Consider the following 11355-nt stretch of genomic DNA (forward strand, 5'->3'; position numbering starts at 1 on the left):
ATTTATCTAGAGAATATTCCCTTTAAAATAAGCTAGCTCAACGTCTGAAACGACGCAAATACGTTAGTCAACTAGAAACGGTCTAGAAACTAGAGCGAAAACGGCTGGAACTATTGGTTTTTGGTAACAAAGGCAGATTGCACAAAATCCGCAGAGTTTTTATACCGGGGACATTGCGCGGGCGATCGCCGCCGATATGGCTAAAAATGGCGGGATTATCACTCTCGAAGATTTGAAAAACTATACGCCGATTTGGCGGAATCCGGTTTGCGGCAACTTTCGCACTTATGAAATTTGCGCGATGTCGCCTCCTTCTTCCGGCGGCGTTCATTTGTTGCAAATCTTAAATATTCTGGGAGATACGGATCTCAAGAGGTTGGGGAGGCAAAGTCCAGATACTTTGCACTTGCTCGCGGAGAGCATGAGGATTGCTTATGCCGATCGGGCTGAGTATTTGGGCGACCCGGATTTTGTGAGTGTACCGGTCAAAGCTCTGACTAGCAGCAATTATGCCAAATTGAGACGATCGCAAATCCAAATGTCAAAAGCCAGACCCTCCAGCGAGGTAAAGGCTGTTGAGGCTGAAACTTTGAACCGTCTCCTGTGGGAGTCTCCCGAAACTACCCACCTAACGGTAGTTGACAAAGAGCGCAATGTGGTATCTTTGACGTTTACGGTGAATGGCGGTTTTGGGGCTGGAGTCGTGGCTGCGGGTACGGGAATTTTGCTCAACAACGAGATGGATGATTTTGCAGCGGCGCCGGGAGTGCCGAACTTGTTTGGTTTGGTGGGCGGGGAGGCAAATTCGATCGCCCCGGGGAAAACTCCTTTATCGAGCATGACGCCAGTCATCGTGACCGAAAATGGTAAATTTCGCCTCGCTGCGGGGGCTCCCGGAGGCAGCACGATTATTACTACGGTGTTGCAAATTGTGCTGAACGTGTTGGTTTACGACATGAATGTCGGCGAGGCTGTGTCTGCACCGAGGATTCACCATCAGTGGCTGCCCGATGGCCTGATGGTGGAACGGGGAGGTTTTGAGGCTGCGACGCTTTCGGAGTTGCGGCGGCGGGGACACCTGATTTTCGAACGTGACGGCTGGGGCAATGCCAATGCGATCGTCCTGACTGCAGACGGTTGGTTGGAAGGGGCTGCCGATCGGCGCGGGGAAGGAGAAGCAAGGGGGTTTTAGTTAACAGTCAGTCGATTAGAGATTTTAGATTTTAGACGGCGGCGAGACTTCGGCGACTCAACGATTTTAGATTTACTCCACAGATGAATCTGCGAGGTTGAACTAGGGTCAAAAATTTTGATATCTCTACGACAGGAATCTGGGGTTTGTATAGTTTTTTTGGGCGAGGTCATCTTTCATGAGTCAGGAGTCATTAGCTATTAGTCATGACTCATGACTCATTAGCTATTAGTCATTAGTCATTAGTCATTTTGAAGAGCGCCAACGGTATCAAAACCGGGTTTTTTGGGTTTACCGTGCGTAAGTCATGAAATTATTAGTCTGTGTACGTGTATTTTTGCATCCGTATTTTTGCGCTGAGGTTTATAAGCTGACTAATTGCCAAGAACTACCAAAAAGAATAACCACAGAAAGCGTATATACACTTATGTGTAAAGTTATTGTAAAGGCACTAGACATTAATACTTATATAATGTAAAAATTAAGTTGTGCAGAGAATCAGGTTTGTATCTTCCAGGAAAAATTTATGATAATTACTCACAAAATTGCTGCCTTAACAGCTACATTAACTACTGCTCTGAGTTTGTTGGCAGCGCCAGCAATGGCATTTTCGGTAGGGGCAACTAATAACACTGAGACTTTAAAAAATAATTTATTGGGGGCTAATACAGCCGGGTTGAGTAATTTCTCTGTTTCAATTAGGGGTAATTCGGCTGCTTTTGGTACTTTCACTAATGACCCCTTCGGTTTGACATCAGGTGTTGTTCTGAGCACTGGTAGAGTCGCCGATATAGCGGGTCAGAATCGGAAAGATAACTTCACGACACAGGACAGCGATTTAAGCACGGACTTTGGTGCTAAGGGTGAACAGGGGGATGTGACTCAGCTAAACCTCAGCTTTTTTGCTGATAGCACGGTTCAAAAGTTGTTCTTTGAATATGTATTTGCTTCTGAGGAGTTTCCTGAGTTCGGCGCTTATGAAGAATATAATGACGATTTTGAACTGCTGCTGAACGGCATTAATTTGGCAAAATTGAGCGACGGAAAAACAGTTACGATTAATAATCTTGTTCCCGATCCATATAATCGCTCTACCGATCACCCCGACTATATTGACAACCCAAGTTTCACAGGTATTGCTGCTAACATCGTTAAGCTGGACGGTTTTACTAAAGTTTTAGGTTTTGAGGGTTTGCTCAAGCAAAATCAGACGAATGTTCTCAGCATCCGCATTAAAGATGTGGGCGATGGCTATTTAGATTCTGCTGTATTTATTAAAGGCGGTTCTGTGGGGACGGTTCAACCTGAGCCGGTTCCCGAACCGATGACTGTGGGGGGTTTGATGGCGGGAGGCACTATGCTGGCTGCTGGACGAAAGTTACGCAATCGCCGTGGCGGAAGTAATTAATAACGGAAGGAAGTTCGGCAACGGATTATGTAACGGATGTAACGGATATAACGGATGTAACGGATGTCAGTCCGATGCAAGTCGGAATAAGGGAGAAGGAACAAGGGAGAAGGAACAAGGGAGAAGGAACAAGGGAGAAGGAAGAAGGAAGAAGGCAGAAGGCAGAAGGGAAGAAGGCAGAAGGAAGAAGGCAGAAGGAAGAAGGCAGAAGGAAAAAACAGAACAGGAACCATTTTGGCGGTTGCTGTAATATGAATCTCGATTAGCCGTGTTGGAGATTGAAAGGGGGTTTGATGAACGAAAAGACCTCGTTGCAGTTCTTGAACCGGGTAAAAAAACTTGGTTTGTGCGATCGCGATCGCGTAAGATCATGTCAAGTAATTTAAGCATTATGGTTACGCAGCGAGGAATGCAAGTCCTCATACAATTCTGACGACGAATGCCCTCACTACGAACCAATTTTCTTGCGGTTGTTCTAGCGGACAGAATATAAGTTTTTATCCCAAATTCGCAAAGGGCGGATTTTTTTGTGTTTGGAGTTGCAGCAAATATTGCGGGTAAAACCCGCGTCTACAACCACTGACTAAAAACTAAATAATTTAGCTATGAACAGTACCATCGGGTAAGATTGTACCTGTTAATGTAGTCCGGGTAAGTTTGACCATAACTCGATCGCCGTAACCGATTTTCGCTCCTGTTAAGTCAGCACCGCTCAAGTCAGCACCGCTCAAATCGGCTCCGATTAAGTTGGTTTCTCTCAAGTTGGCATTGATCAAACAAGCTCCTAACAAATTAGCCCGGAACAAGTTAGCTTGGTGCAAATTCGCGCCTGTGAGATTGACGTTGTGTAGAAAAGCATCACTTAAGTCGGCTTCACTCAGGTTTGCATTGCTCAAGTTTCTCCCTGAAAAATCCTTTTCTTTTAAGGAAGCTCCTTGGAAGTTGGAACCGCTCAAATCGGGAGCTTGGGGCCCAGCTTGGCGGTAAGACTGAGATGGCGGCGGCTGCGATTGGTAGCGGGAGGCCTCTGAATAGGGCCCTGCAGGGTTTCCCCCATAGTTTCCCGCATAATTTCCAGGATATTTTCCTGAAGAGGGTTCAGAAGAGTACCGCGGTTCTTTTGGGTTGGCCGGTGGTGGCTGGGTGTTTTGGTGCTGGGTGTTTGGATACTGAGTATTTCTGTACTGAGCGTTTTGGTACTGAGCGTTTTGTTGCTGAGCGTTTTGGTACTGAGTGTTTTGGTACTGAGTATTGGGTTGCTGAGCGTTTTGGTACTGAGTATTTTGTTGCTGAGTATTTTGTTGCTGAGTATTTCTGTACTGAGCGTTTTGTTGCTGAGTATTTTGTTGCTGAGTATTTCTGTACTGAGCGTTTTGTTGCTGAGTATTTTGTTGCTGAGTGTTTCTGTACTGAGCGTTTTGTTGCTGGGTGTTTTGTTGCTGAGTGTTTCTGTACTGAGCGTTTTGTTGCTGGGTGTTTTGTTGCTGGGTGTGTTTGTGCTGGGTGTTTTGTTGCTGGGTGTGTTTGTGCTGAGTATGTTTGTGCTGAACGTTCTGATTCTGACCTCTTGGTTGAATCGATCGCAATTGTTCGCGAGCTTGATTAATTTCCTTAATCTTTTCTTCAGCTTTCTGTAGTAGTCTGGGATTGTCTTTGGGGATGCGATCGGGGTGCCAAATGAACGCTAAATCCTTGTAGGCTTGGCTAATTTCTTCTCTGGAAGCTCCCGGCAACAGTCCCAGCACTTTATAGTATTGGTCGAGGTCGTTCATTGTACCACCTTTCGCTTTAAGAAATTAGAAATTAAAAATTAAGATCGGAGCAAAAGCCGTTCTCAAAGCTTGCGTGTCCGATCGTACATTAGATGAACAATAACTCAGCTAAGCCGCTGCTGGCAAAAAGTCTCGAATTCGCTGCAAGTATGTTGCGGCATCCTCCAGCATCGGAAAGTGAGCCGTATTCGGAATTATAACAAATTCTACTTTTTTGCTGAGGGAGGCTGCTTGCTCTCCCATGACGGCGGGGATAATTTGGTCAAATTCTCCGGCAATAAGCAGTGTGGGAACACTCAGCCGCGCAAATTCTTGGGGCATTTCCTCGGCTGCTCTTTTACTGACTGCCGTCACCATTGTACCTATAGCAGCTTGCTCGTCTGCCATTAAAAAATCCTTGAGAAACGCCAGACTGACCTCTGTGGGCAGGGAACGGCGCAAAAACCGGGCCATAAATAGCCGATCGGCAAACGGGATGGATGCCAACCAAGAGGGTCTAAATTTTACCACATAGCCACCGAATTTGTGAAAAGTTGTAAAGGATTTCTCATCGTATTCAAAAATCCCGCTGCAAGTGAGAATTGCTTTTTCTACTTTTTCGGGGTAAAGGTTGAGAAATAAAGTAGCAATTGATGCACCTGTGGAGTGAGCATTGAGAAAGACGCGGCTTAAATTCAGAGATTCTAATAATTGCGCTAAGTCATGGGCGTAGGTTTCGAGTTCGTAGCTGGACTCAGGAGGCTCTTTTGGCAAGGGCGATCGACCAAAACCTCTCATATCGTAGAGCAAACAATCAAAATCATCAGCAATAGCCCGTGCCGTGCTTTCCCAGTAGCGCGCTGAACCCGCCCAGCCGTGCAGGAATACCATCACTGGTTTGCCGCTGGGTTGGGTACTGTTATCTGCCGTTATCCACTCGTAATAATGTTCTACACCGCGAATTGAAATGAAAGCCATGATTAAGTAGTTTTGAGTTTTGAGTGATAATTTTAAATCATATAGGAAGGAGGGGCGATCGCGTCTCATATCAAATCCGGTTGCATCGTCCTGTATTCATCTCTGTATTCTCTCCCTCTGCGTTCTCTGCGCCCTCTGCGGTTAAATCATTCCGATGCTACCGGAAACGATATCAGTTAGCAAAACTCGTATAATGTAAGCAGCAAAAGATTACAAGCAAATTTAATATGAAAGAATTAAATAAATTAGAATTGGATGGAATTAAGAACATGGGGGCAGTTAAGACTCAGGTAAAGCTGACCAATGCCATAGATGAAGCTCTAATTAGTCGGGGGTTGCTCGCGCCTCGGCTGTTGCGTGAGTGTGAAACAAAAGCTCTCGTAGATACAGGATCGGTTTACCTAGTAATTTCAGCAGAGATGGTACAGCAGCTAGGTTTACGAATTATAGGACAGCAGCTTGTTAAGTATGCTGATGATCGTCATGAAACCGTAGGAGTAACGGAGGCTATATTAATTGAAATTGAGGGGCGTAGGACTACCGAGGATGCTCTGGTGACAGGTGATGAGGTGTTGATTGGTCAGGTGGTTTTGGAGAAGTTAGATTTGCTTGTCGATTGTAGGAATCAGCGGTTAATCGGGAATCCCACTAATCCTAACTATCCTGTAACTTATATCAAGTTAACAGGCGGATGCTAAAAAAAATACCCAGATTACCAACTTCTTAAAAAAGTCGGTAATCTCAAAAAAATCTGCGTTAATCTGCGTCAACCCGCCCACATCTGCAGTCAAAAATTACCAACATAAAAACTAATCATAAATCTTAAGCAGCAGAAGCAGCTAGCCAAAATAAACCATCTACCAAAAGCGTGCTTAACACCGCGCCACTGAAAGCGCGCCAGTGCAGTTCTCGATCGCGCAAACTCAGCAAACCGACTGTTAGCAACACAGCGATTAAAACTAAAGCACAGCCTATGCCCCAAGGAGTTTCAATTTGACCGATCGCACTTTGAAAAATCGGCATAGCTAATTCCGGTTCCGCGTGCATAACTTGCCGCCAGTAGGGCATCAACCCAGTTAAGTAAAAATATAAATCGGTAATGGCAGTGCCAAATAGCGAACCCAAGTAAAAATAGCTGCCCACTTTTCCCCAAGATTTGCCCAAGCACCAAATAGCAAAAGGCAAGCCAATTGATTCTATAGGTAGATGTAAAATTGGTTCCCATCTAAACCAGCCCCAATAAATAGAACCTGCCAACCAACATCCGGCAAATCCTAATAATAAATCTCCCCAAAGTTGTGTTTTGGGGCGGAAAATTAGGATTAAACTAAGTACGAACCAGGGGATAGTTGATAGCAAACTGATGGTTGGATATAAACGCACTAACGGTGCTTGCACGAAGACTGGAATTGAGACTAAAAATGCTGAGGCGCTAAATATCAACCACTGTTTGATGGTGTTTGTTGTGGCTGAAGTGAGAGAATTGTCGAGGCGGGCGATGGTGGCAATAGGTGCGATCGCTGAGGATACTAAATTTAGATTAAACAACTGATTGGACTCCGTATTGTTTCAATAGGTGGACTAAAAATTTGGCTGCGGTTGTGGGTGCGACAGTCTCAATGCCGGCGGCGGTTTGGCTGACGTGCCAGCCTTTTGCCGTTTGGGGAGCTCGCCATAAATCCAAATGTTCGATCGCGGGATCTGCATAAAAGCTTTCTCCACCGCCACCGAGAATTGCTGAACTCCAGTGCGTAAAGCGATCGTGGCTGATGCGGTGGATGGGAAAATTGCCCCCCAGGGGTACTCCCCAACCGTCTAAGGCAAAAAATGCCCCGACTTTGCCGCCGAGTTGCTGCCACAGAAGAGCCGCCCCGATCGCCCCGGCTACTCCTGCCGAAAAGCTGACAAATACTAGACTTTCTCCTGCTAACTCTTCGCTGCACAAAAAGTGCAATATGTCAAGAGCAGAAAAAGGCGGATATTTATGAGCGGGAAAAATCTTGACACGATCGACTATTTGCTGGTTTTGGCGATCGGCTGCCAGTCCCCAAAGCCCCGAAAGTCCCGCCAGGAAACAGTCGGTTAGCTTTGGTTCGTGGACTCCGGGGCAAATTACCAGTCTCATAGTTCGTCAAGAAAGTTAATATAGTTCGCAACATAACTTTATCATATACCTACTATATCATATACTACCCCAGGGGATAGGGTGTTAAACTTATAATAGACTGAAGTTTGAAGAGTATCCCCCTAACTTAAAAGCTGGGAACCCTCCAAATCGCCGGAATCAGAGGCAAGGTGAGAGAGTCTTAAGAAAACATGAAACTTATCCCCCCTGGCCCCATTCCCTGTCAGGCTTAGCTAAAGTCTGATTCTAGTTCTAGCCACCCTACGAATTTCGGGTCAGGGTCAAAAAACCGACTTAGGACTGATGCTCATCAATCCGGTTTCTAGGATAAAGAAGAGGTTTGACCGGGAAGTAGGGGCGCAGAAACCGGGAATCAGCCCAGCACGCAACCGTCGTGCGATCGCACACAATGAAAAATCTCCGATTCCCCCTTCATCCTGCCTGGATCTCTTAGAATAAATAAAATTGAGGAATACAAAGTGGTTGCTTCTCCAGAAAAAATCGAGTTCAAAACATCTGCAGCACCCGCAAGTAACGATCGCGTTGCTGTATTGCTGATGGGTTATGGCGAAGTCGAAAGCTACGACGATTTTGCCAACTACAACGAACAAGCTTTAAATTTGCTTACGGCAAAGTTTGCGCCAGTACCGCTGTGGATTTATCCGCCGCTGGCGAAGATTTTAGCAATCTTTGACTTGCACGAGTGGAGTCACCAACACGGTAAATTCGTTTCGCCGCACAATGCAATTTTTGAACAGCAGCGCGCCGGGATAGAAAAGAATTTACAGGAAAAATGGGGCGATAAAGTAAAAGTGTTCAAAGCTTTTAACTTTTGCGCGCCGTTTTTGCCGGAACAAGTAATCCCTCAAATTCAAGCAGAAGGATTTGACAAAATTCTGATTTATCCGCTGTTGGTAGTTGATTCTGTTTTCACCAGCGGCATTGCAGTCGAACAGGTGAATAAAGCTTTAGCACAAACCTTTGATGGTAAGGAACATTGGGTAAAAGGACAGCGCTACATTCCTTCTTTTTACGATGAACCTGCTTACATCCAGCTAATGGCGGATTTGGTTGAAGAGGAAATTAAGAACGATTTAGCTGTAGCGCATTTGCCTTCTCAGATTGGGATTGTGCTGATGAATCACGGTTGTCCGCACAAGGCGAAGGGCTTTACTTCGGGAATTGTGGAAAGTCAAGCTTTGTACGATCGCGTGCGGGAACGTTTGATGTATCGCTATCCTTTGATTTCGGTGGGTTGGCTGAATCACGACACACCGCTGATTGAATGGACGCAGCCGGATGCGACGTTGGCTGCGAAGAATTTGATCGATTTGGGTGCAACTGCGATCGTCTTTATGCCGATCGGATTTGCGACAGAAAATCACGAAACTTTGTTAGATGTAGACCACATTATTGAGTCTTTGCAGAAACAGCGTCAAGGAGTTACTTACCGCAAATTGCCTTGCGTTAACGACCATCCAGAGTTTCTGAAAATGGCGGCAGAGTGGGCAAATCCGCAGATTGAAGCGTTGTTGAGTGAAACTGCGGTTGCTGTTAATCCGAGTTTGGTTTCGGCGCACCGCGAGCACGCGCATTCTCATGAAGGGCACGGGCATTCTCATGGCGGGCACGGCCATTCTCATGGTGATAACGGGCATTCTCATGGCGGGCACGGCCATTCTCATGGCGGGCACGGGCATTCTCATTAATTGGGAGCCCAGAAACCTGGTTTTTTGACGACAATACTTCGTTGCAGCCTGCAGATTAAATAAAAAACCCGGTTTCTTTGTCGGAGTGGGTAAGTTCAGATTAATTTAGGTAAAAAGTTGATCGTCCTTTGCTTTTTTTAGAGAAGGGGCGATTTTTTTGCTTATTTATGGTACTGTAAAACTTAACAATGGCAGCAGGCGGGGTGACAACCCCGCCTGAAACCCAGACTGAATAAAAATTTAACCCACTTGTGCTAAAAAAAGATAGGCAGCCAAATTGTTACAGGCTAGCCTACCAAAAAAAATGTTACCCACATTCTATCAGACCCATTTACAGAAACAACTGACCCACGCCCAGTTTATGCTGCTGACAATCTTATTGAATGTGATACAGTCAGAAAAACAAGTGAGATTAGAGAGGCTGGCACGGGTATTTCCTCATCCAATTACCACGCCCAAGTCGGCGCCGTAAACTGCAAAGATTTCTGAACATACCTCAATTAACGATTGCACGCTCTTTGGTTCACTTTGATCGCTTATTGGTTAACAACTTATTGCTCTGTCGGACAAACTTTATCAATTGCGATCGCTCCTACGTCAATGGGGGTGTATCAATCTCTTGCCCTCCCATTGAAAAGAGTGTTTGTTACCTAAATTGGGAAACAGTAATTTATCAGAACGAACCCTCGCTCTACAACAAGTCCTACCATTACTTAAAGAATATAAAGTGCTTGTTTTGGGCTACCGTGAATTTTGTTCAGGAGACTGGGGAAGCTGGCTTAAGACAATGGGTGTGTCTTTTTGCTTGAGGCTGAAAAAAAATCCTATACCAATCCTAAATGATTATACTCGTTACCAGGCTCTTCCTGGTAACGCATATCCGGAGGAAGAGCCTCCATAGTCTCCGCCGAGGCAGAGCAAGAGTGACATCGGTTCCCAGGAAGAGCCTGGAAGTTAACCAGTTATTGAAACTGATGCGAGGATTGCTATAGTCGGTCAACAGAAAACTTAATCTGGCAACGCTTAGATTAATTAGCAATAGTACCAGGCACATCTTGATACTTTCATTCTGATGAGGGTGAGAAAAACCAGACAGGTAGTAGGGTTTGATATCGCTTGTAAATGGAAACGAAACTATCAAGGATTGAAAGTTAAAGACGCCTGGTTGATTATAACTGATTGAGGTTCTTTGCCAGTGGCTATCGCAGCTTATAAAAAACTGATGGGAATAGAACAAAGTTACCTTGATTGTAAGACAGGAGGCTATAATCTAGAAGGGAGTTGTCTCCCGGGAGGCAGACTCATTAAAATAATTTTTTTAATGGCAAACGTTGACAGCGAGCGCTATATTCCAAGGAACTGAAATTCAGAAAAAATAAGTGCAAAAATATGTATCTCGCCATAAACAAAGTAGCCAAAAATACCGCAGACAAAGTACATTTGGTGTTGGCGCAAAATGGAGAACAGTGGGTCAATTATCTCGCTCGGTATTCACTAGAAGTCAAGCGAGTTAATGAAGTTAACTCGAAATAAACGTCGCTTTTACCAACAGCGTATACGGGCTGCAACCTTGATGATATCTAGTTCTTAGGCATCTTTATCACCCTCCCAGGAGATGGGGCTATTAAAAATCTTTAAATCTTACAATACTTCGGACAGTTTTTTAACGGCCCTGTAAGCCTTATGAAGGAAGCCCTGCCATTTTTTACGCATTTTCTGAAACTTAGCGCGCTTACTTAGGGTTTGCTGAATAATCGATCGCTTTCCCAATAACAGGAGCCATCGATCTATTCAAGGCGAGTTAAAGATGAGTTTTTCCTGCCTCAATTTGACTGAAATATAAGCGGCGATTATGTTAATCCCAAAAACAGGGATTGTTTTCCCGGAACGGCATAAAAACACACAAAAAACCAGGCGCCACGAGGTAGAAAGGTTGATTACTAAAAAAGTTATCGCAATGGCTGGAGAGCGAGGTATTGTCAAGTTTTGCCATGACCAAATTCAGACCGAATCTTCCTTTCCCCTGTCCGAACTTGCCCTCAATTGCATTTCTAATCCTCTCATCTTCCAACGCTTGCCTCTTTTTTGATTTACTCACATTTGCTGGCGGTCTTCCTAGGGCGTCGGTTCAGTATTATGACTTGACAAAAAAGACTGAAAATGATATGTGAATTGAGAAGCCTGTTAAATTC

At 45.0% G+C, this 11355-nt stretch carries 10 protein-coding genes and 1 pseudogene; 6 read left to right on the forward strand and 5 right to left on the reverse strand.

Annotated elements, in window-relative coordinates:
- Nucleotides 1–136: 136 nt before the first annotated feature.
- The 3 genes from ggt to QUB10_RS32735 all read left to right on the forward strand — a co-directional run bounded on the left by ggt (nt 137) and on the right by QUB10_RS32735 (nt 2866).
- On the forward strand, nt 137–1192 hold the full coding sequence (ggt, locus tag QUB10_RS32725) for a gamma-glutamyltransferase (RefSeq protein ID WP_333207287.1): 1056 nt from the start codon (nt 137–139) through the stop codon (nt 1190–1192).
- Nucleotides 1193–1718: 526 nt separating this feature from the next.
- On the forward strand, nt 1719–2600 hold the full coding sequence (locus QUB10_RS32730; RefSeq protein ID WP_333207278.1) for a choice-of-anchor L family PEP-CTERM protein: 882 nt from the start codon (nt 1719–1721) through the stop codon (nt 2598–2600).
- 74 nt (nt 2601–2674) lie between these two features.
- Nucleotides 2675–2866, forward strand: coding sequence for a hypothetical protein (locus QUB10_RS32735; RefSeq protein ID WP_333207279.1), 192 nt, complete (start codon nt 2675–2677; stop codon nt 2864–2866).
- 333 nt (nt 2867–3199) lie between these two features.
- Here QUB10_RS32735 and QUB10_RS32740 read toward each other — a convergent pair whose 3' ends face one another.
- Both QUB10_RS32740 and QUB10_RS32745 read right to left on the reverse strand, forming a co-directional pair.
- Complete coding sequence (locus QUB10_RS32740) at nt 3200–4372, reverse strand: pentapeptide repeat-containing protein (RefSeq protein ID WP_333207280.1); 1173 nt, start codon at nt 4370–4372, stop codon at nt 3200–3202.
- A gap of 108 nt (nt 4373–4480) precedes the next feature.
- Nucleotides 4481–5329 carry an alpha/beta hydrolase gene (locus tag QUB10_RS32745; RefSeq protein ID WP_333207281.1) on the reverse strand — a complete coding sequence of 283 codons (849 nt, stop codon included), beginning with the start codon at nt 5327–5329 and terminating at the stop codon, nt 4481–4483.
- A 227-nt stretch (nt 5330–5556) separates the two neighbouring features.
- Between QUB10_RS32745 and QUB10_RS32750 the strand changes: the two genes are divergently transcribed.
- Nucleotides 5557–6027, forward strand: a complete 471-nt coding sequence (locus tag QUB10_RS32750) for a clan AA aspartic protease (protein WP_333207282.1) — start codon at nt 5557–5559, stop codon at nt 6025–6027.
- Nucleotides 6028–6151: 124 nt separating this feature from the next.
- Here the strand turns inward: QUB10_RS32750 and QUB10_RS32755 are convergent, their stop codons facing one another.
- Nucleotides 6152–6877, reverse strand: a complete 726-nt coding sequence (locus QUB10_RS32755) for a DUF3120 domain-containing protein (RefSeq protein ID WP_333207283.1) — start codon at nt 6875–6877, stop codon at nt 6152–6154.
- On the reverse strand, nt 6870–7454 hold the full coding sequence (locus QUB10_RS32760) for a hypothetical protein (RefSeq protein ID WP_333207284.1): 585 nt from the start codon (nt 7452–7454) through the stop codon (nt 6870–6872). Before QUB10_RS32760 ends, QUB10_RS32755 begins: the two co-directional genes overlap by 8 nt.
- 479 nt (nt 7455–7933) lie before the next feature.
- On the opposite strand from QUB10_RS32760, the gene QUB10_RS32765 reads away from it, so the two are divergent.
- Both QUB10_RS32765 and QUB10_RS32770 read left to right on the forward strand, forming a co-directional pair.
- Nucleotides 7934–9163 carry a ferrochelatase gene (locus tag QUB10_RS32765; protein ID WP_333207285.1) on the forward strand — a complete coding sequence of 410 codons (1230 nt, stop codon included), beginning with the start codon at nt 7934–7936 and terminating at the stop codon, nt 9161–9163.
- 1389 nt (nt 9164–10552) lie between these two features.
- The gene (locus QUB10_RS32770; RefSeq protein WP_333207286.1) at nt 10553–10696 is read left to right on the forward strand and encodes a hypothetical protein; all 144 of its coding nucleotides are present in this window, start codon (nt 10553–10555) and stop codon (nt 10694–10696) included.
- Between the two features lie 258 nt (nt 10697–10954).
- Here the strand turns inward: QUB10_RS32770 and QUB10_RS32775 are convergent.
- A pseudogene (locus QUB10_RS32775) lies at nt 10955–11282 on the reverse strand (transposase); the annotation flags it as partial.
- Nucleotides 11283–11355: the final 73 nt, after the last annotated feature.

This window comes from Microcoleus sp. B5-D4 (genome assembly GCF_036705145.1).
GTDB lineage: Bacteria > Cyanobacteriota > Cyanobacteriia > Cyanobacteriales > Microcoleaceae > Microcoleus.